At 65.5% G+C, this 19,685-nt stretch carries 16 protein-coding genes and 1 tRNA gene; 12 read left to right on the forward strand and 5 right to left on the reverse strand.

Going from position 1 to position 19,685, the window contains the following annotated elements; genetic code table 11:
• Positions 1-6 precede the first annotated feature (6 nt).
• On the forward strand, positions 7-1,362 hold the full coding sequence (locus FIU94_RS12055) for an aminotransferase class III-fold pyridoxal phosphate-dependent enzyme (protein ID WP_152466026.1): 1,356 nt from the start codon (positions 7-9) through the stop codon (positions 1,360-1,362).
• A gap of 5 nt (positions 1,363-1,367) precedes the next feature.
• Here FIU94_RS12055 and FIU94_RS12060 read toward each other — a convergent pair whose 3' ends face one another.
• Positions 1,368-1,907 (reverse strand): histidine phosphatase family protein, encoded by a 540-nt coding sequence (locus FIU94_RS12060; protein WP_152466027.1) that lies wholly within the window; start codon positions 1,905-1,907, stop codon positions 1,368-1,370.
• A gap of 52 nt (positions 1,908-1,959) precedes the next feature.
• The gene (locus FIU94_RS12065) at positions 1,960-2,880 is read right to left on the reverse strand and encodes an SMP-30/gluconolactonase/LRE family protein (protein WP_152466028.1); all 921 of its coding nucleotides are present in this window, start codon (positions 2,878-2,880) and stop codon (positions 1,960-1,962) included.
• Between the two features lie 120 nt (positions 2,881-3,000).
• Between FIU94_RS12065 and FIU94_RS12070 the strand changes: the two genes are divergently transcribed.
• The 5 genes from FIU94_RS12070 (at position 3,001) to FIU94_RS12090 (ending at position 10,318) form a co-directional block, all read left to right on the forward strand.
• On the forward strand, positions 3,001-3,771 hold the full coding sequence (locus FIU94_RS12070; protein WP_152466029.1) for an SDR family oxidoreductase: 771 nt from the start codon (positions 3,001-3,003) through the stop codon (positions 3,769-3,771).
• Positions 3,772-3,971: 200 nt separating this feature from the next.
• A complete protein-coding gene (locus FIU94_RS12075; protein ID WP_152466030.1) occupies positions 3,972-5,108 on the forward strand; it encodes a TAXI family TRAP transporter solute-binding subunit in 1,137 nt (378 codons plus the stop codon).
• 82 nt (positions 5,109-5,190) lie between these two features.
• A complete protein-coding gene (locus FIU94_RS12080; protein ID WP_152466031.1) occupies positions 5,191-7,182 on the forward strand; it encodes a TRAP transporter fused permease subunit in 1,992 nt (663 codons plus the stop codon).
• A complete protein-coding gene (locus tag FIU94_RS12085) occupies positions 7,146-8,762 on the forward strand; it encodes a class I adenylate-forming enzyme family protein (RefSeq protein ID WP_254702532.1) in 1,617 nt (538 codons plus the stop codon). Before FIU94_RS12080 ends, FIU94_RS12085 begins: the two co-directional genes overlap by 37 nt.
• Positions 8,759-10,318 carry an acetolactate synthase large subunit gene (locus FIU94_RS12090; protein WP_302848705.1) on the forward strand — a complete coding sequence of 520 codons (1,560 nt, stop codon included), beginning with the start codon at positions 8,759-8,761 and terminating at the stop codon, positions 10,316-10,318. Before FIU94_RS12085 ends, FIU94_RS12090 begins: the two co-directional genes overlap by 4 nt.
• 174 nt (positions 10,319-10,492) lie before the next feature.
• Here FIU94_RS12090 and FIU94_RS12095 read toward each other — a convergent pair.
• Positions 10,493-10,568, reverse strand: a tRNA-Thr gene (locus FIU94_RS12095).
• Between the two features lie 234 nt (positions 10,569-10,802).
• Here FIU94_RS12095 and FIU94_RS12100 point away from each other — a divergent pair.
• Positions 10,803-11,678: a hypothetical protein gene (locus FIU94_RS12100; RefSeq protein WP_152466032.1), complete on the forward strand. Its 876-nt coding sequence runs from the start codon at positions 10,803-10,805 to the stop codon at positions 11,676-11,678.
• On the opposite strand, the gene FIU94_RS12105 is transcribed toward FIU94_RS12100, so the two are convergent.
• Positions 11,675-13,099: a pyridoxal-dependent decarboxylase gene (locus FIU94_RS12105; RefSeq protein ID WP_152466033.1), complete on the reverse strand. Its 1,425-nt coding sequence runs from the start codon at positions 13,097-13,099 to the stop codon at positions 11,675-11,677. The two genes, FIU94_RS12100 and FIU94_RS12105, sit on opposite strands and share 4 nt — an antisense overlap.
• A gap of 69 nt (positions 13,100-13,168) precedes the next feature.
• A complete protein-coding gene (locus tag FIU94_RS12110; RefSeq protein ID WP_152466034.1) occupies positions 13,169-14,050 on the reverse strand; it encodes a 2-dehydro-3-deoxygalactonokinase in 882 nt (293 codons plus the stop codon).
• Between the two features lie 153 nt (positions 14,051-14,203).
• On the opposite strand from FIU94_RS12110, the gene FIU94_RS12115 reads away from it, so the two are divergent.
• The 5 genes from FIU94_RS12115 to FIU94_RS12135 are packed head-to-tail and all read left to right on the forward strand — an operon-like array spanning position 14,204 to position 19,684.
• Positions 14,204-16,495, forward strand: a complete 2,292-nt coding sequence (locus FIU94_RS12115) for a bifunctional salicylyl-CoA 5-hydroxylase/oxidoreductase (protein WP_152466035.1) — start codon at positions 14,204-14,206, stop codon at positions 16,493-16,495.
• Positions 16,492-17,226 (forward strand): SDR family NAD(P)-dependent oxidoreductase, encoded by a 735-nt coding sequence (locus tag FIU94_RS12120; protein ID WP_152466036.1) that lies wholly within the window; start codon positions 16,492-16,494, stop codon positions 17,224-17,226. The genes FIU94_RS12115 and FIU94_RS12120 overlap by 4 nt, the downstream gene beginning before the upstream one ends.
• Complete coding sequence (locus FIU94_RS12125; protein WP_152466037.1) at positions 17,223-17,687, forward strand: MarR family winged helix-turn-helix transcriptional regulator; 465 nt, start codon at positions 17,223-17,225, stop codon at positions 17,685-17,687. The genes FIU94_RS12120 and FIU94_RS12125 overlap by 4 nt, the downstream gene beginning before the upstream one ends.
• Positions 17,677-18,477 carry an enoyl-CoA hydratase family protein gene (locus FIU94_RS12130; protein ID WP_152466038.1) on the forward strand — a complete coding sequence of 267 codons (801 nt, stop codon included), beginning with the start codon at positions 17,677-17,679 and terminating at the stop codon, positions 18,475-18,477. Before FIU94_RS12125 ends, FIU94_RS12130 begins: the two co-directional genes overlap by 11 nt.
• Positions 18,478-18,535: 58 nt before the next feature.
• Complete coding sequence (locus tag FIU94_RS12135; protein WP_152466039.1) at positions 18,536-19,684, forward strand: acyl-CoA dehydrogenase family protein; 1,149 nt, start codon at positions 18,536-18,538, stop codon at positions 19,682-19,684.
• Position 19,685: the final 1 nt, after the last annotated feature.

Below are 19,685 nucleotides of genomic sequence, written 5' to 3' on the forward strand. Positions count from 1 at the left end.
CACCAGATGAAAGATTCGAACTTCCTGAAGGAACACAACGCCCGCAATGTCTGGCATCCGATGACGCATCCGGCCGACAGCCTTGCCAATCCGCCGCAGATCATCGTCGGCGGAGAAGGGGTGGAGATCACCGATGTGGACGGGCACCGCACGGTGGACGCCGTGGGCGGCCTGTGGAACGTGAACCTGGGCTATTCCTGCGCGCCCGTGAAGGAAGCGATCACCGCGCAGATGGACAAGCTGCCCTATTACTCGATCTTTCGCGGCACCTCCAACGACGCGGTGATCGAACTCAGCCAGATGCTCAAGGCGTTCTTCGCCCCCGACGGGCTGAGCCGGGCGTTCTTTACCTCCGGCGGGTCGGATTCGATGGAGATCGCGCTGCGCCTCGCGCGGCAGTACCACAAGATCCGGGGCGAAGCGGGGCGGGTCAAGTACCTGTCGCTGAAGAAGGGCTACCACGGCACCCATACGCTGGCCGCCAGCGTCAACGGCAACGCGAATTTCCGCACCCAGTATGAACCGCTGATGCCCGGCTGTTTCCACATCCCGGCCCCCTATACCTACCGCAACCCGTTCAACGAGACCGACCCAGAGAAGCTGGCGCAGCTCTGCCTCGCGGCGCTGGAGGACGAGATTGCCTTTCAGGGCGCGGAGACCATCGCCGCCTTCGTGATGGAGCCGGTCCTGGGCGCGGGCGGCGTGATCCCGCCGCACCACAGTTTCATGCCCGGCGTGCGCGAGATCTGCGACCGCCACGGAATCTTGCTGATTGCGGACGAGGTGATTACCGCCTTCGGCCGCACCGGCGACTGGACCGGATCGCGCCATTGGGGGGTGAAGCCCGACATGAGCTGTACCGCCAAGGCGATCACCAACGGCTATTTCCCCTTTGGTGCCGTCATGATCTCGGACGCCATCGGTGAGGTGTTCGAGAACGACAAGACCGGCAAGGGCGCCATCGCGTCGGGCTATACCTACTCCGGCCACCCGGTGGGGGCGGCGGCGGCCATCGCCTGCCTGCACGAAACCGAACGGCTTCAGGTCAAGGACAACGCCGCCGCGCGTGGCACCCAGATGTTCGAGGGGCTGACACGGCTGGCCGAAAAGTACCCGCTGATCGGCGACGTGCGTGGCGGTCACGGGCTGATGTCGGCGATCGAGCTGACCTCCGACCCCGCGACCAAGGCGGGTGTGGACAAGAAGCTGCTCGCCACCCTGCACCGGACGACCTACGAAAACGGGACGATGGTGCGGATCTCGGGGTCGAACATCATTCTGTCGCCGCCCTTGGTGGTGACGGAAGATCACGTGACCACCATCCTGAACGCGCTGGACGCGGGTCTTTCCGCCGTGTCCTGAGCGGCTCAGGGGTCGATCATGATGCTGCCTGTCACCCGGGGAGCGCCGTCGACCAGCCGAAACACCAGCACTTCGCCAGAGCGGGTGGACCGCCCGGCAAGCGCCGAGATGTTGACCTGATGCGTCACCAGCATCAGCGGGCCGTCGGCCTTTGCGACGATGTCCAGTGTCTCTTCGGTCTGGCGGTCGCGGCTGGCGCGGTCGCGAAAGAAGGAATTGAGCGGCGGTGCGTCCGAGACGGGGCCGAGGTCGAGCAGGCGGGCGGTCTCTCGGGTGCGGCACCACTGGCTGGTCAGCACCGCGTCAAAACCGATGCCACGGTCGCGAAAGGCCGCGCCGATCCGTTCGGCCTGCGCGCGGCCCCGGTCATCCAGATTGCGCTGCGTGCTGCAATCGTCCAGCGCGAAGCTGCCGGGATCGCCCACACCGGGGGCCAGCGCGTGCCGCATGATCGCCATCGCACCGGGCTGGCGCAGCGCGTCCCAGTCGTTCGCCTGCGCTGTCCCGGCAAACAGCAGACAGGCCAGTAATAATCTCTTGAACATGATGCACCTCACCGCGTCTTGGACAGAAGGTGGCCCGACAGGCGGGCGAGGCTCAGCCGTTGAAGTTCAGTCGCAACCCGGGCGTCGGCCAATGGGCGTGATAAAGGCACCCGGTTCCCGATGCCGTGATCCAGGCATCGCGCATATCCGGCCCGCCAAAACAGATGTTGGTGATGTAGGGATCGCCCGGCCCGGCGACATACCCCACCGCGCCCCCGTCGGGAGGTACGATGCTGATCCCGCCGCGCATCAGGGTGGCGACGCAGATCGCGCCATCCGCCTGCACGGCGAGACTGTCCAGCAGCTGGTAGTCGGGCAGGGTGGTCAGAAGCCGCCCCGGCATGGTGAAGGGCTGCGGCGCGATCCTGCCGGGTTCGACAAGATCGAAGCTCCACACCCGCCCGGTGCGGGTCTCGGCGACATGCACGGTCTTTTCGTCCGGTGACAGGCCGATCCCGTTGGGTGTGATCATCGGCGCATGGACCCGCGTGATCGCGCTGCCGTCCGGCTGGGCATAGTAGAAGGCGCCGTGGTGCATGTAGTCGCGCGTCGATTTCCCCAGATCGGTAAAGTAGAAGCCGCCCGACCGGTCGAAAACGATGTCGTTCGGCCCGCGCAGCGGCGTGCCGTCGCAGCTGTCATAGATCGTCTCGAAGGCGCCGGTCGCGGGATCGACGCGCTGGATCGACCCGCTGATGTAATCGCCCGGTGTGCCGATGGGGCGGGTGATCTGCTCCCCCTCGGTCCAGACGAAACCGCCGTTGTTGCAGACATAGATCATGCCGTCGGGACCTATGGCCGCGCCGTTCGGCCCCCCGCCCAGTTCCGCGATGACCTCGATCCTGCCGTCCGGTTGGACGCGCGACAGGCGCTGGCCGCGGATTTCCACCAGGATGACAGAGCCGTCCTCCATCGCGATGGGTCCTTCGGGAAAATCCAGCCCCTCACACACCTTGGTCAGTTTCACGTCCATCCGTCACCTTCTTTGTCATGTCGCTGCGCGCACAACAGCACAGGCGGTCCTGCCTGCGCAATGGACATGGGGCGGCATCTGTGCCTGTCTTGTCCCGAAACCGGAGCGAGGACGACGGACATGGGACAACTGGCAGGCAAGATCGCGTGGATCACCGGGGCAGGTGGCGGCATCGGAGAGGCCGCGGCCATGGCACTGGCGGAAAGCGGCGCCCACGTGGTGCTTTCGGGGCGGCGCAAGGCGGAACTGGACCGCGTCGCGGCGGCAATCTCGGCGGCGGGCGGCAGCGCCGAGGCGGCGGCGCTGGACGTGATGGATTCGGACGCGACCGTCGCGGTCTGTGCGGATGTCACCAAGCGGCACGGCAGCATAGACATCTTCATGGCAAACGCGGGCATCAACGTGCCCAACCGCGCGGTAGGGGCGATCACCCCTGAGGATTTCGCGCGGGTGGTCGATGTCAATCTGAACGGTGTCATGTACGGTGTGCTCGCCGTGCTGCCGCAGATGCGGGAGCGGGGGGAGGGGACGCTGATCCTGACGTCCTCCTGGGCGGGGCGGCACCCGTCGCGCGTGACCGGCCCGGCCTACAGCGCGTCAAAGCACGCGGTCGTGGCGCTAAGCCATTCGATCAACCAGGAGGAAGGGGCGAACGGGATAAGATGCACCGCCCTGATGCCGGGCGAGGTGGCCACCCCGATCATGCAAAACCGCCCGACGCCCCCGTCAGAAGAGGACATGGCCCGCATGCTTCGGTCCGAAGACCTGGGCGCGATGGTCCGCTACATCGCCGAAGCGCCGCCGCACGTCTGCATCAACGAGGTGCTGATCAGCCCGACCTGGAACCGCAGTTTTGTCGGTGTCGCGGAATTGGGTGGGGCGAAACTCTAGCTGCGGGACCTTGCGGGTCACATGCTTGTTACGCCGCGCCGCAACCGCGCTACGATGTGGTGTTGACTCCCCAAATACATGCTTCATATCTTGTTCCGTAGGGCGGAACTCGATTTCGCACTCGGGAGGAACCATCTACGAACAGGGCGTATTCGAGACCGAACAACACGCCGGACGCTATCACTTTTGGGGAGGAATACATGAACTATATCACATCAACCATTGCGGCGCTGGGCCTGACGGCCGGCATGGCCGCCGCGCAGGAGCTGGACCTGCCCAGCCAGATGAGCTGGACAGCCTACGATACCGGGTCTGCCGGGTACAACCAGGCCGTCGCCATCGGTGCCGCGTTGCAGGATGCCGCCGGGGTGAACCTGCGGGTCTTGCCGGGCAAGAACGACGTTTCGCGCACCGAACCGCTGCGTCAGGGACGGGTGGAATTCTCGGCGACTGGCGTGGGCGGCAGCTTCATGGCGCAGGAAGGTGTCTTTGACTTCGGTGCCGAAAACTGGGGCCCGCAGCCGATCCGCGTGCTGATGGCGAACAACGGTGGCGCGATCAACCTTGCCGTCGGCGTGGCCGGCGACCTGGGGATCGAGGAATTCTCCGACCTCAAGGGCAAGCGCGTGGCCTATATCGTCGGCGCGCCGGCGCTGAACGTGAATACCGAGGCCTACCTGGCCTACGGCGGGCTGACCTGGGACGATGTGGAGCGGGTCGATTTCGGCGGCTTCGGCGCCAGCTGGACCGGCCTGATCGAAGGGCAGGTGGATGCCGCCTTTGCCTCCACCAACTCGGGCAAGGCCTACGAGGCCGAAGCGGGCCCGCGCGGTCTGTTCTGGCCCCCCATCGACCCGGAAAACACCGAAGCTCTGGACCGCATGACCGCCATCGCGCCGTTCTTTACCCCCAACAAGGCCGTGGTGGGTGCGACGATTGACGGCACCGACGGGTATCAGGGCGCGGGCTATGCCTATCCGGTTCTGACCGCCATCGAATCGACCGATGCGGATCTGGTCTACAACATGACCAAGGCGATGGTGGAGCTGTTTCCGCAGTACGACGGCAAGGCCCCCGGCATCGGCGGCTGGGCGCTTGACAAGCAGGACATGGAATGGGTCGTTCCCTACCACGAAGGCGCCATCCGCTATTTCGAGGAGCAGGGCGTCTGGAACGAAGAAGCACAGGCGCACAACGATAACCTGATCGCGCGCCAGGAAGCTCTCGCCGCGGCCTGGGAAGAAACCAAGGCCGCCAGCCCCGACGACTGGGAAGCGGCATGGTCCGAAGCCCGCCGCAAGGCCCTGCAGGACGGCGGCTTCGACGTCGTCTTTTGATCCTCGCGATATCTGAAGGGACCGGCCGGCGTTTTCGTCGGCCGGTTTGCACTTTGTCGCCCTAATTGACACGAGCAGATCCATGACCCAGCAGAACAAGAACACCTCCGGCAAACAGGTCGAAGAGGTCGCCATCGACGGGGAAACCCCGGCAGAGCGCATCACCGGGCCCGCGCGCTGGGTGGTCATCATCGGCACGCTGCTGTCGCTGGTGCTGGTGGTCAATCAGCTGTTCAACACCCAGCTTTTCGGACTGGTGCTGATCGAGGGGCGCTATCTTTATCTGCTGGGCGGCATTTTCCTGGCTCTGACCTTTCTCATCTTCCAGATGCGGGGCGGCAAGGGCGGGGTGCCCTCCTTGCTGGACTGGGCATTGTTCGCCCTGTCGCTTGCCTGCACCTGGTATCTGACGCAGACCGCACAGGCCAACCTGTCGCAGGGCTGGGAATACGCCGCGCCCGAGACGGCGCAATATGTCTCGGTCGTCTTCTTCTTTCTGATCCTTGAGGCGACGCGCCGCGCGGGCGGGTTGATCCTGTTTCTGATCGTGACGCTTTTTGCGTTCTACCCCACCTTTGCGGGGCATGTGCCGGACCCGTTCTCAGGGTTTCAGAGCACCTTCATGCAAACGGTGCCCTATCACATCTATTCGGCCGAAAGCTCTTTCGGCATCCCGATGAAGGCCTTCGGCGGCGTCGTCATCGGCTTCATCCTGTTCGGGGCGGTGCTGCAACGTACCGGCGGCGGGCAGTTCTTCAACGATCTCGCGCTGGGGATGGTCGGCGGCTACCGGGGCGGTGCCGCCAAGGTGTCGATCTTTGCCAGCGGCTTCATGGGGTCGATGTCGGGCTCTGTCATCTCCAACGTGCTTACCACCGGCGCGGTGTCGATCCCGGCCATGCGCCGCACCGGTTTCTCGGCCAAGACCGCCGCCGCGACCGAAGCCTGCGCATCGACCGGCGGGGTCTTGATGCCGCCCATCATGGGCGCCACCGCTTTCGTGATGGCGTCGTTCCTGTCGCGCCCCTATGTGGAGATCGCCCTGGCCGCCGCGATCCCCAGTATCCTCTATTACTGGAGCCTGTTCGCCCAGATCGACGCCTACTCCGCCAAGCGGGGCCTGCGGGGCCTGCCCAAGCCGGACCTGCCGCGCCTCAAGGAGGTGATGAAGGAGGGCTGGCCCTACATCTTTGTCTTCGCGCTGCTGCTCTACATGATGATCGTCCTGCGTCAGGAATCTTCGGCCCCGTTCTATGCCACGGCGCTGTTGCTGGTGGTGAACCAGTTCCGCGCGCGGTTCCGGCTGAACGGTCAGCGGCTGGGGAACATGATCGTCGGCGTCGGGATGGGACTGGCAGAGCTGACGGCGATCCTGCTGGGTGTCGGCCTGATCGTCGGCTCTTTCTCGGCCACCGGGCTGGCGGGCACGCTGGTCAACGAATTGGTGTTCCTGGCCGGGGACAACACCCTTGTCCTGCTGCTGATGGGCGCGCTGACCGCCTTTGTCTTCGGCATGGGGATGACGGTGACGGCCTGCTACATCTTCCTTGCCGTGGTGCTGGCCCCCGCGCTTGAGGCGGGCGGGCTGAACCAGCTCGCCGTGCATCTCTTCATCCTCTACTGGGGCATGGTCAGCTATATCACGCCGCCCGTGGCGCTGGGGGCTTTCGCCGCCTCCACGATGGCGGGGTCCAAGGCGATTGCGACCGGGTTCGAGGCGATGCGCCTCGGTGGAGTGATCTACATCGCGCCGTTCTTCTTCGTGCTCAATCCCGCGCTGATCGGCCAGGCGCCAGCCTGGGAAGTCGCGGTGGCACTGACCTGTGCGCTGATCGGCGTCGGGCTGATCTCGGCCGCGCTGCAGGGCTATGTCAGCCTGATCGGGCCGGTGAAAGGCACGTTCGAGCTGCCGCTGCGGGTGCTTTTGTTCATCGGCGGCGTCCTGATCGCCAAACCGCACACCGACCTTCTGAACTGGGGCTACAGCCTTTCCTTTGTCGTCGGCGCAGCCTTCTGTGTGCTGCCGATCCTGTCGGCATGGCGGGCGAGGGCATCCGAAACAACACCAGCCTGATCACCATGATTGCCATAGACCCACCCTTCGGGGATACGCCCCCCACAGAGACCATCGTCGCGCGCATCCGTGCCAATGCCGCGGCCCATCCCGACCGCGAGGCGCTGGTGTGCGAGGACCGTCGGCTCAGCTGGGGGGACTTCGACGCCGACATCAACCGCGTGGCCAACCTGCTGCTGAATATCGGGCTGCAAAAAGGGGACAACGTGGCGATCCTGTCGCCGAACTCGATCCCCTACGCCACGCTTTTCATGGGCATCCTGCGGGCCGGGGGGTGCGTCACGCCGCTGTCGTCGATGGCCTCTGCCGAGGCGCTGGAGAAGATGCTGGCGGACTGCGGGGCGAGGGCAATCTTTGTCGCGGAAGCCTACCGCGACCTGCTGGACGGGTTCCTGCACCAGATGGACATCAACCGCTTCGCGCTCGACTTCGACGCCGACGGCTATGACAGCTACGACGCGGCGCTCGCATCGGCAGAAGCCGTCGACCCGATGGTGCCCATCGCGATGAAGGACGCGTTCAACCTGATCTATTCCTCGGGCACCACCGGGACGCCCAAGGGGATCCTGCACAACCACGAGATGCGGGCGGCGCAGATGGACCGCGTGTCTCCGAACGGTTACGACGCGGGGGCGCGGACGTTGCTGTCCACGCCGCTCTATTCCAATACCACCATCGTCTCTTTCGTACCGACGCTGTTCGGCGGCTCGACCGTCTTCCTGATGCCGAAGTTCGACGCCCGCGGTTATCTGGAAATTGCCGAACGCGAGCGGATCACCCATACCATGCTGGTCCCGGTGCAGTACAAGCGCATCATGGATGTGCCCGACTTCGACAGCTTCGACCTCTCGTCGATGACGATGAAATTCTCGACCTCCGCCCCGCTGCGGGCGGATGTGAAACGCGACGTGCTGGCGCGCTTTCCGGGCAAGCTGATGGAATACTACGGGCTGACCGAGGGGGGCGGCGTCACCGTGCTGGTGGCCGATGAACACCCCGACAAGCTGCACACCGTCGGCAAAGCCGCGCCGGGAAATGAAATCCGCCTGATCGACGGGCAGGGCCACGAGGTCGCGCCGGGGCAGGTGGGTGAAATCTGCGGGCGCGGCCCCACCATGATGGCAGGATACTTTGGCCGCGACGACCTGACGGCGGATACGATCTGGCGTGACGACAAGGGGCAGGTGTTCTTCCGCTCGGGCGACATGGGATACCTGGACGAAGACGGCTTTCTGGTGCTGTCCGACCGCAAGAAGGACATGATCATCTCGGGCGGGCTGAACATCTATGCCAACGACCTGGAACTGGTGCTGCTGGACGACCCGGACGTGACCGATGCCGCCGTGATCGGCGTGCCCTCGGACGCCTGGGGTGAAACGCCGCTGGGCCTCGTGGTGCTGCGCAAGGGCGCGGCGCGCGACGGCAAGGACATTCTGGCGCGGGCCAACGGCAAGCTGGGCAAGAGCCAGCGCCTGTCGGCAGTGGAATTGCGCGAGAGCCTGCCGCGCAGCACAATCGGCAAGATATTGAAGAAGGATCTACGCGCGCCCTATTGGGCGGCTGAAAGGAAAGAGACGTGAAAGACGAACAGATGAACGGCGCGGAAAGCCTGGTCCAGACCCTGCTGGCCAACGAGGTGGAGGTCTGCTTCACCAACCCCGGCACCTCGGAAATGCATTTTGTCGCGGCATTGGATCATATTGCCGGCATGCGCTCTGTCCTCGCCCTGCAGGAAGGGGTCGCGACCGGTGCTGCGGACGGCTATTTCCGAATGGCACGCAAACCCGCCTCGACCCTGCTGCACCTGGGGCCGGGGCTGGCCAACGGCCTGTCCAACCTGCACAACGCGAAAAAGGCGGGGTCGGGCGTGGTCAACATCGTCGGGGAACATGCCGCAAGCCACATCGAACTGGACGCCCCGCTGACGTCCGACATCGAAGGGATCGCTGGCCCCGTCTCGCATTGGGTGCGCACCTCGCCCTCCGCCGGTACGGTCGGCAAGGACGCCGCGGAAGCGGTTCAGGCGGCGATGACCGCACCGGGGCAGATCGCAACCCTGATCCTGCCCAGCGACACCGCCTGGGACATGGGCGGCACCCCCGGGGAGACGCTGAAGGCGCCGTCGCCCGAGGCCTACGACGCCAGTGTGCTCGACACTGCCGCCGCCGCACTGGACGGGCCCGAAACCCTGCTGCTGCTGGGCGGCACGGCACTGACCGAAGAGAACCTGGAAATCGCCGGACGCATCGCGGCCAAGACCGGATGCGCGCTGCTAGCCGAATGGGCCAATGCCCGAATGGAGCGCGGCGCAGGCCGCGTCGCCGTGGAACGGGTGCCGTACCCCATCGACATCGCGCTGAAGGTGCTGGAGCCGTTCAAGCGGATCGTGCTAGTCGGCGCGCGCGCGCCCATCGGCTTCTTCGCCTATCCCGGCAAGCCCGCCGTGCTGACCCGCGAGGGGGCCGAGATCACGGCGCTGGCCCATGCAGGTGCCGATCTGGGCACGGCGCTGACGGACCTCTGCGCGTCCATCGGCGCGCAGGACACCGATCCTGCGCAGGTGGCCGAACCGGATGTGTCCGATGCGCCCGAAGGCCGGATCGACCTCGACAAACTTGCCGTCTGCATCGCCCGCGCCATCCCGAAGGACGGGATCGTGGTGGACGAATCCGTCACCACCGGGCGGGCGTTCTCACCCGCCACCAGGGGGGCCGCGCCGCATACCTGGCTCAACAATTGCGGCGGCTCGATCGGCTATGGCTTGCCCACCGCGATCGGGGCCGCCGTCGCCTGCCCGGACCGGCGGGTGCTGGCGCTGGTCGGCGACGGGTCCGCGATGTACACAGTACAGGCGCTCTGGACCATGGCGCGCGAAGGGCTGAACGTCACGGCGCTGATCTTTGCCAACCGCAGCTACAAGATCCTGCGCGGCGAACTGACCAACGTGGGCGTCGGCAACCCAGGCCCCCGCGCCATCGACATGCTCAGCCTGGATCGCCCGGCGCTGGACTGGGTGCAGATGTCACATTCCATGGGCGTGGACGCGGTGCGCGTGACCGAATGCGAAGAGCTGGAGGCCGCGCTGGCCGACGGTCTGACCCGCGACGGCCCGAGCCTGATCGAAATCATGCTCTGAAACCGCCCAGACCTCGGGCCGGATGCTGCGCGCGGCGGATCGTTTCGCCGCGCACAATCGCGGACCTGCGCGTGCCATCCGGGTTCGAAGCTTCGCCTGTGGTCGACCGCAACGGACGACATGCCGCCATATCATACAGCGCGGCCATCAGATTTTTGTTTTTGTTTGAAAAAATGGTGCCCCCACACGGACTCGAACCGCGGACCTACTGATTACAAATCAGTTGCTCTACCAGCTGAGCTATAGGGGCCTTCGCCTGCGGCGATGGCGCTTTGGGGGGATGCCCCGTCAAGCGTGCGGGTTCTTTAGTGGATCGCGTTTGCCTATGCAAGCGCATCGGTGCGCGTGTGGCGGATTTTTCGTCGGGGGGGCTGAGGCGGCTGCTCAGGGTTCGGGCGGGGGGCCGCGCGCTCAATTGCAGTTTTACACATCTGCCGTGACGGGATAAGGAAAGGCGAATTTCAAAGAGTGCGAAGAAACCACCATGCAGCTGATCTTGCATACAGGCGCCCATTACACCGAACAGGACAGGCTGATCAAATCGCTGATGCGCAACAGCGCGCAGCTGCGCGAACGCGGGGTGCTGATTCCGCCGCCGGGCGGCTATCGCAAACTGATGCGCGACACGTTGAACGCGATGCACCGCGCGCCCGCCGGTCCCGAGGCGCGCGAGGTGCTGCTGGATGTCATGCTGCAGGACGACACGGCAGACCGGGTGATCCTGTCGGACCCGAACTTCTTCCGCACGGCGGGGACCGCGATGCGTCAGGGGATGCTCTATCCCGACGCGGCGGCGCGGATGGGCAACATGGCGGAGCTGTTCCCGGACGACGACCTGGAGATCTTTCTCGCGATCCGCAACCCCGCGGCGCTGCTGCCGGTGCTGCATGGCGTTGCGCTGGACAAGTCCGACACCGCATTCTGGGGCGGAAGGGGGCCGTTGGACGTGAAATGGTCCGATACGCTGAACGCCATTCGACAGGCGGCACCGCGCATCCCGATCACGGTCTGGTGCAACGAAGACATGCCCCTCATCTGGTCCGAGATCATCCGTGAGATGGCGGGGCTGGAGCATCACGAGAAGATTGCGGGCGGTTTCGACCTGCTCGCTGCAATCATGAGCAAAGAGGGGATGCAGCGGTTCCGCGCCTACATCGACAGCCATCCCGATATGTCCGAGATGCAAAAGCGCCGGGTGATTGCGGCCTTTCTGGACAAGTTCGCGCTGGAGGACGAGATCGAGGAAGAGCTGGACATGGAAGGCTGGACCGACGCGCTGGTCGAACAGATGACCGACCTCTACGATGAAGATGTGCTGACCATCCAGCGCATTCCCGGCGTCACCGTGGTCACGCCCTAGTCCGGGGCGGCTGTCAGCTCTGCCGCCACTTCGCTGATCACGTCAAAGGCCATGTCGACATCCTGTGCCGTCGCGGTAAAGGCCCCGGCCTGGAACCGGATCACCAGCGCGCCGTCCACCCGGGTCTGGGTCAGGTAGATACGTCCGTCGTCGTTGATCGCGTTCACGAGCCTCTGGTTCAGCGCATCGACCTGCGCAGCACCGGGTGGCGCGAAGCGGAAGGTAAAGAGCGACAGCATCGGCTGTGTCACGATCTCGAATCCCGGCAGTTTGGCCAGCCTTAGCGCCAGTCCTTCGGCCCATGCGACGTGGTTGCGGATCATGCCGCGCAGCCCGTCCAGGCCATGCGCGCGGATCAGGAACCACAGTTTCAGCGCGCGAAACCGGCGGCCCAGCGGCACGGACCATTCGGAATAGTTGATGATCCCGTCCGCGCCATGGGTTTTCAGATACTCGGGCTGGATCGCCAGCGTTTTCACCAGTGTCGCGGGGTCCCGCAGGAAATGGGTGGTGCAGTCGAATTGCGCCCCCAGCCATTTATGCGGGTTCAGCACCACCGAATCCGCGCGTTCCACCCCCGCCCAGATCGGTTGGAATTCGGGGCAGATCATAGCGGATCCCGCCCAGGCCGCATCGACGTGGGTATAAAGCCCCTCGGCCTCGGCCACATCCATCACGGCGGCGATGTCGTCGGTCGCCCCCGCGCTGGTGCCGCCGACACAGGCGATGATCCCCGCGGGCAGCAACCCTGCGGCCCGGTCGCTGGCAATGGCCGCGCGCAGGGCGTCGGTGTTCATCGCCCGGCTCTGCCCCTCGGTGGGGATACGCACAAGGTTCTGCTCGCCAATGCCGCTGATCCAGATGGCCCGGTCGATCGAGGTATGCACCTCGGCCGAGCAGTAGATGCGCAGCGCGGGCTGGCCGCTGAGGCCCTTGGTATTGCCCGACCAGTCCAGCGCACGTTCGCGCATCGCCAGCACGGCACACAGGGTCGCGGTGCTGGCGCTGTCCTGGATCACGCCGGAGAACGCGGCAGGCAGGCCGACGGATTGCCGCATCCAGTCGCACACCCTTGTTTCCAGCTCTGTCGCGGCGGGGGAGGTCTGCCAGAGCATGCATTGCGCCGCGATGGCGCTGACGTAGTACTCCGCCAGCACCGACACCGGCGCGGCATTGGCCGGAAAATAGGCGAAGAACCGGGGATGCTGCCAATGGGTCATGCCGGGCAGGATCGTCTGTTCCAGATCGGCGAGGATGTCATCGACGGGCTCCGCCGTGTCGGGGGGCGACAGGGGCAGTCGGGCCAGCACGTCGCCGGGGCTGCAGCGGGGCCGCACCGGCCGGTCGCGCAGGTCGCGGTGGTAATCCGCCGCCCATGCGGCCGCATCCGCGCCGCGTTTTCGGAAATCTTCCCAATCCACCGCCTGTCCCCTCAATCGCTTGTCATGTTAAGTAATGGCTGACCCAAGCCGCGTCAATCGCTTGCCGCATCAGCTTCGGATCAGCCGGTGGGCGGTGGTCAGGCCCGCCAGCGCCATGCGCTGCGCCTCCGCCACGGTGGCCGCCGCGCCCTGGGCTTCCAGCGCCGCCGCATAGAGCCGCGTATCCGCCGATGCGCCGATCAGGGCCAGGTTCTGACCCAGCCAATAGGGCCGGGCGGCGGCCAGTTCCGCCCCGATCAGCAGGCCGGACACCCGCGCCCTGCCAGTGCCCGGCGGGGCAGTGCCGCGCATTTCGCCCGCGCGGGCCGAACTCAGGTGGGCCGCGATCCTTTCCGGCCTGCTCAGGCTGTCCGACACCGCCGCGCCAAAGGCGGCCATGTCCATGCTGTCGGGCGTTGCGGCATCTGCCTGTGCCGATCCCGCAGCCAGCAGGCCGATCATCTCGCCACTGATGAAGCTCTGAAAGCTGACGACTTCGCCCGCGCTGACCTCGGCCCAGATGCTGGTCGGGCCGGTCAGGCAGATCACGCCGTCCCAGCCGGGGTTCAGGGCCAGAAAACCGGCGATGCGCGTCTCTGCGCCCTGGGTGATGTCCGCAGGCGTCTGGCGCGACAGGCCGGGCACCGCATGTATCGCCCAGCCCCGGTATGGCACCGGGGAAAGCGCGTCGGGCAGCGGCGGGCAGGGGACCGGGCGCAGGGCATCGACGGTGCCCTCGACCGGGCCGCAGATGACCACCACGGTTCCCTCCGTGAGGTGCCAGCCTGCAGTCAGGTCGTCGAGCGCGGCGGCCAGCCCCGTGCCATCGCCCAGCCCGCTGGTCGATTCCATCTGACCCACGGCATGGCCGCCCTGCATGGCCCAGGCCGACATGCCTTCTGCGCCGGCATCCACCGCGATCCAGTCGGGTTTGATGTTGTTCTCTGTCATGGGGGGACCTTGCCGCAATCGCAGGCAAAGGGCCACTCGAATTCCGCGCCGCATCGCTGGCCGGTATTCCCTTCAACCTTAAAATATTTTTGCTTGAAGTAAAATATGAAAGCGCATAGCCTTCCCGCAAAGCTCTAACGAGGGGATGTGACCATGCGTGCGATCTGTCTGGGCGGCGGCCCTGCCGGGCTCTATTTCGCCATCTCGATCAAGTTGAGAAACCCTGATGCGGACATCACCGTGTTGGAGCGCAACAAGCCCGACGATACCTTTGGCTGGGGGGTGGTCCTGTCGGACGAGACTCTTGCCAACCTTGAGGCGAACGATCCCGTCTCCGCCCGCGAAATCCGCAGCCATTTCGCCTACTGGGACGACATGGCGCTGATCTACAAGGGGCAAAAGACCGTCAGTTCGGGCCACGGGTTCTGCGGCATCGGGCGCAAGCAACTGCTCATCATTCTTCAGGCCCGCGCGCGCGAGCTTGGCGTGAACCTGCAGTTCGAGACCGAAGTCGAAAGCGCCTCCGCCTATATGGACGACTATGATCTCGTGGTCGCCTGCGACGGTCTGAATTCCAAGACCCGGCTGGAGTTCGAAGAGACCTTCAAGCCCGACATCGACGTGCGCAAGTGCCAGTTCCTCTGGCTGGGAACGCACCAGAAGTTCGATGATGCCTTCACCTTCATCTTCGAGAAGACCGACAAGGGCTGGCTATGGGTCCATGCCTACCAATTCGACGATGACACCGCGACCTTCATCGTGGAATGTTCGCAGCAGACCTTCGACAACTACGGGTTCGGCGAAAAGACCCAGGCCGAGACGATCGCCATCTGTGAAGAGGTGTTCAAGGACCACCTGGACGGCCACGGCCTGATGACCAATGCCAACCATATCCGCGGATCGGCCTGGATCAGGTTCCCCCGTGTGCTGTGCGAGACTTGGCATCACGACAACGTCGTGCTTCTGGGGGATGCCGCGGCGACGGCGCATTTCTCCATCGGGTCGGGGACCAAGCTGGCGCTGGAATCCGCGATTTCGCTGGCGGACCATGTGCACGAGGAACGCGACATCGCGCAGGCGTTCGAGAAATACGAAGACGCGCGCAGGCTCGAAGTGCTGCGTCTGCAATCGGCGGCGCGCAACTCGCTCGAATGGTTCGAGGATGTGGAGCGGTATCTCGATCTGGATCCGGTGCAGCTGAACTATTCGATGCTGACCCGCAGCCAGCGCATCAGCCACGAGAACCTGCGCACCCGTGATCCCAAGTGGCTGGAAGGCGCGGAAAAATGGTTCATGGAACAGGCGGGCGCGGGCAGCAACGGCCCGGTGCGCGCGCCGATGTTCGCGCCCTTCCGGCTGCGGGACATGGACCTGGCGAACCGCGTCGTCGTCTCGCCCATGGCGCAATACAAGGCGGTGGACGGCTGCCCGACCGACTGGCACCTGATCCATTACGGCGAACGGGCCAAGGGCGGCGCAGGGCTGGTCTATACCGAGATGACCTGCGTGTCGCCCGAGGGGCGGATCACGCCGGGCTGTCCCGGCCTTTATGCGCCGGAACACGAGGCCGCGTGGAAGCGGCTGACCACCTTTGTCCATCAAGAGACCGACGCGAAGATCTGCTGCCAGATCGGTCATTCGGGCCGCAAGGGGTCGACCCGGATCGGCTGGGAAGGCATGGACAAGCCCTTGAAAGAGGGCAACTGGCCGCTGATTTCCGCCTCGGCGATACCGTGGTCGGATGAAAACGCCACACCGCAGGCGGCGACCCGTGCCGATATGGACAAGGTCCGCGATGAATTTGTCGCCGCGGCGGAGATGGCGGATCGCGCGGGCTTTGACATGATCGAGCTGCACGCGGCGCACGGCTATTTCATCTCGTCCTTCATCTCTCCGCTCAGCAATACGCGGCAGGACGAATACGGTGGCAGCCTCGAAAACCGCATGCGCTATCCGCTGGAAGTGTTCAGCGCGATGCGCGCGGCCTGGCCCGAGGAGAAACCGATGGCGGTGCGCATCTCGGCCAACGACTGGTCGGGCGACGACGGCGTGACCCCCGCGGAAGCCGTCGAAATCGCGAAGATGTTCGAGGCGGCGGGCGCAGACATCATCGACGTCTCCGCCGGTCAGACCTCGACGACCGGCAAGCCGGTCTATGGCCGGATGTTCCAGACGCCGTTCAGCGACCGCATCCGCAACGAGGCGGGGATCAGGACCATGGCGGTGGGCAACATCTATGAGGCCGACCACGTCAATTCGATCCTGATGGCGGGACGGGCCGACCTCGTGTGCCTGGCGCGCCCGCATCTGTCCGATCCCTACTGGACGCTGCACGCGGGCGCTGCGATCGGCGACCGGCACGCCAGATGGCCGCAGCCCTACGAAGCGGGCCGGGATCAGGCCTGGCGGCTGGCCGACCGCGCCGCCGAAGTGGAACAGGTATGACAGAGCATGTGATCGTCACGGGGGGCGGCACCGGCGTGGGGGCCGAGATTGCCCGGGCGGTGGCGCAGACCGGTCGGGCCGTCACCATCATGGGCCGCCGCGAGGCGCCGCTGAAAGAGCAGGGGCTGCCCTATCAGCTGTGCGATGTGACGGACCCCGACGCCGTCGCGACCGCCTTTGCCGCGGCGCGCGATGCACATGGGCCGATCACCGGCGTCATCGCCAACGCGGGCGCGGCCCACTCGGCCCCGTTTCACAAGATCACCGCGCAGGAGATGGCCGACATGATGGCGGTCAACGTGACCGGTGTCTTCAACGTATGGCAGGCGGCGCTGGCCGATATGAAGGACGCGGGCAAGGGCCGGCTGATCGTCGTTGCCTCCACCGCCGGGCTCAAGGGGTACCCCTATGTCGCGGGCTATGTCGCGGCCAAACACGGCGTCGTCGGCCTGACCCGTGCCGTGGCGCTTGAGCTCGCGCGGACCGGCATCACGGTCAATGCCATCTGCCCCGGCTTCATCGACACCCCGCTGCTGGCGCGCAGCGTGGACAACATCGTCCAATCCACCGGCAAGACCGAGGATCAGGCCCGCAAGATCCTGGCCGGGGCCAGCCCCCAGAACCGCTTTGTCGAGACCGGCGAAGTCGCGGCCGCGGCGCTTTATCTGCTGTCCGACGGGGCCGGGGCGGTCAACGGACATGCGCTGTCGCTGTCGGGGGGCGAGGTATGAGCGCCGCCAAGGACCGTGTGCGCCTGTGGCTGCGGCTGCTGAAGGTGGTGCGCGGAATCGAGCAGGAGGTGCGCGAGAAGCTGCGCCGCGAGCACAACACGACCTTGCCCCGGTTCGACGTCATGTCGGCGCTTTCGCGCCACCCGGAGGGCCTGAAGATGAGCCAGCTCAGCGGTGTGCTGCGGGTGTCGAACGGCAATGTCACCGGCATCGCCGACCGGTTGAGCGAGGAAGGCCTGGTGGAGCGCACACCGGTCCCCGGCGACCGCCGCGCCACCATGCTGCGTCTGACGCCAGCCGGACAGGCGGAATTCGCACGCCAGGCCAAGGCGCATGAAACCTGGATCGACACCATGCTGGCGGATGTCACCCCCGCCGATGCACGCGCGATGGCGGCACGGCTTCAGGCCTTTGCCGCCGCCGCGGAAATCAAGGAAAAGGAGGCTGCAAATGCGCAGTGACGTGGAGCATTTCAAGTGCGAGATCGAGAACGGTATCGCCACCGTGCGGCTGGACCGCCCCGACCGCAAGAACCCGCTGACCTTTGACAGCTACGCGGAACTGCGCGACTGGTTTCGCGACCTGGTCTATGCCGACGACGTCGATGTGGTGATCTTCGGCTCGAACGGCGGTAATTTCAGTTCGGGCGGGGATGTGCACGACATCATCGGACCCCTGACCCGGATGAACATGAAAGAGCTCTTGCAGTTCACCCGGATGACCGGCGATCTGGTCAAGGCCATCGTGAACTGCGGCAAACCTGTGATCGCCGCCGTGGATGGCATCTGCGTCGGTGCCGGTGCCATCATCGCCATGGCCTCGGATTTGCGGATTGCCACGCCCGAGGCCAAGACCGCGTTTCTGTTCACCCGTGTCGGGCTGGCGGGCTGCGACATGGGGGCCTGCGCGATCCTGCCGCGTATCATCGGCCAGACCCGGGCGGCGGAGCTGCTGTACACCGGGCGGTCCATGTCGGCGGACGAAGGCGAGCGGTGGGGCTTTTTCAACCGTCTGACGGATGCCGGGGCGCTTGAGGCCGACGCGCTGAAACTGGCGCAGCAAATTCAGGCGGGTCCGAACTTTGCCCATATGATGACAAAGACCATGCTGGCACAGGAATGGGCCATGTCGATCGAACAGGCGATCGAGGCCGAGGCGCAGGCCCAGGCGATCTGCATGCAGACCGGGGATTTCGAGCGCGCCTACAAGGCGTTCGTGGCCAAGGAGCGCCCGGTTTTCGAGGGGGATTGAGTGGTGCAGGCCGGGTGTTGGAGTATTTTTGGCATAAAGAAGCGGGGGAGTGCGCATCATGTCTGACCGGAGTTTCCTGACCTGGCCGTTCTTCGAGGACCGGCATCGCGATCTGGCGGAGGCGCTGGACCAATGGGCGGGCCGGACGCTGGCCGAGGTGGATCACAGCGACACCGATGCTGCCTGCCGCGATCTGGTGGCGCGGTTGGGGGCGGGCGGCTGGCTGCGCCACTCCGGCGCCGAGGGCGAAGAGGTGCTCGACGTGCGCAGCCTTTGCCTGATCCGGGAAACGCTTGCGCGGCATGACGGTCTGGCCGATTTCGCCTTTGCCATGCAGGGGCTCGGGACGGGGGCGATCTCGCTTTTCGGCACGCCGGAACAGCAGGCGACCTGGCTGCCCAAGACACGGGCCGGAGAGGCGATTTCGGCCTTTGCACTGACCGAGCCGCAATCGGGGTCGGATGTGGCCAGTTCGACCATGACGGCGGAAACCGACGGCAACGGTTTTGTGCTGAACGGGCGCAAGACCTGGATTTCCAATGGCGGTATCGCCGATGTCTATACGGTCTTTGCACGGACCGGCGAAGCGCCCGGTGCGCGCGGGCTGTCGGCCTTTGTGGTGCCTGCGGACACGCCCGGTCTGAAGGTGGAGGAGCGGCTGGAAACCATTGCGCCGCATCCGCTGGCCACGCTGCATTTCGACAACGTGAAAATCCCCGGCTCGGCCCTGATCGGGGAACGGGGCAAGGGGTTCGGCATCGCCATGTCGGTGCTGGATGTCTTCCGCTCCACCGTGGCGGCGGCGGCGCTTGGCTTTGCCCGGCGTGCGCTGGACGAGGCGATTGCCCGCGTGACCGCCCGCAAGGTGCAGGGCGCGCCGCTGGCCGATCTGCAGATGGTGCAAGGCCATATCGCCGACATGGCAGTGGATGTGGACGCCAGCGCGCTGCTGATCTACCGCGCCGCCTGGACCAAGGATTCAGGCGCGCCGCGTGTGACCCGCGAGGCGGCGATGGCCAAGCTTTTCGCCACCGACCGCGCGCAACAGGTGATCGACAAGGCGGTGCAGCTGCATGGCGGGGACGGGGTGCGGCATGGCCAGATGGTCGAAAGCCTGTACCGCGAAATCCGCGCGTTGCGCATCTATGAAGGGGCGTCGGACGTGCAGCGGGTCGTGATCGCCCGTCAGACATTGGGAGGATCATGAC

The organism is Sulfitobacter sp. THAF37 (assembly GCF_009363555.1).
Taxonomy (GTDB): Bacteria; Pseudomonadota; Alphaproteobacteria; order Rhodobacterales; family Rhodobacteraceae; genus Sulfitobacter.

What these genes read in the sequence shown, in the direction of transcription:
- FIU94_RS12135 (WP_152466039.1), top strand. Translation starts at nt 18,536, where the DNA reads ATGTCTGACCGGAGTTTCCTGACCTGGCCGTTCTTCGAGGACCGGCAT.
- FIU94_RS12065 (WP_152466028.1), bottom strand. Translation starts at nt 2,880, where the DNA reads ATGGACGTGAAACTGACCAAGGTGTGTGAGGGGCTGGATTTTCCCGAA.
- FIU94_RS12130 (WP_152466038.1), top strand. Translation starts at nt 17,677, where the DNA reads ATGCGCAGTGACGTGGAGCATTTCAAGTGCGAGATCGAGAACGGTATC.
- FIU94_RS12110 (WP_152466034.1), bottom strand. Translation starts at nt 14,050, where the DNA reads ATGACAGAGAACAACATCAAACCCGACTGGATCGCGGTGGATGCCGGC.
- FIU94_RS12070 (WP_152466029.1), top strand. Translation starts at nt 3,001, where the DNA reads ATGGGACAACTGGCAGGCAAGATCGCGTGGATCACCGGGGCAGGTGGC.
- FIU94_RS12085 (WP_254702532.1), top strand. Translation starts at nt 7,146, where the DNA reads ATGGCGGGCGAGGGCATCCGAAACAACACCAGCCTGATCACCATGATT.
- FIU94_RS12075 (WP_152466030.1), top strand. Translation starts at nt 3,972, where the DNA reads ATGAACTATATCACATCAACCATTGCGGCGCTGGGCCTGACGGCCGGC.
- FIU94_RS12115 (WP_152466035.1), top strand. Translation starts at nt 14,204, where the DNA reads ATGCGTGCGATCTGTCTGGGCGGCGGCCCTGCCGGGCTCTATTTCGCC.
- FIU94_RS12080 (WP_152466031.1), top strand. Translation starts at nt 5,191, where the DNA reads ATGACCCAGCAGAACAAGAACACCTCCGGCAAACAGGTCGAAGAGGTC.
- FIU94_RS12120 (WP_152466036.1), top strand. Translation starts at nt 16,492, where the DNA reads ATGACAGAGCATGTGATCGTCACGGGGGGCGGCACCGGCGTGGGGGCC.
- FIU94_RS12100 (WP_152466032.1), top strand. Translation starts at nt 10,803, where the DNA reads ATGCAGCTGATCTTGCATACAGGCGCCCATTACACCGAACAGGACAGG.
- FIU94_RS12055 (WP_152466026.1), top strand. Translation starts at nt 7, where the DNA reads ATGAAAGATTCGAACTTCCTGAAGGAACACAACGCCCGCAATGTCTGG.
- FIU94_RS12125 (WP_152466037.1), top strand. Translation starts at nt 17,223, where the DNA reads ATGAGCGCCGCCAAGGACCGTGTGCGCCTGTGGCTGCGGCTGCTGAAG.
- FIU94_RS12060 (WP_152466027.1), bottom strand. Translation starts at nt 1,907, where the DNA reads ATGTTCAAGAGATTATTACTGGCCTGTCTGCTGTTTGCCGGGACAGCG.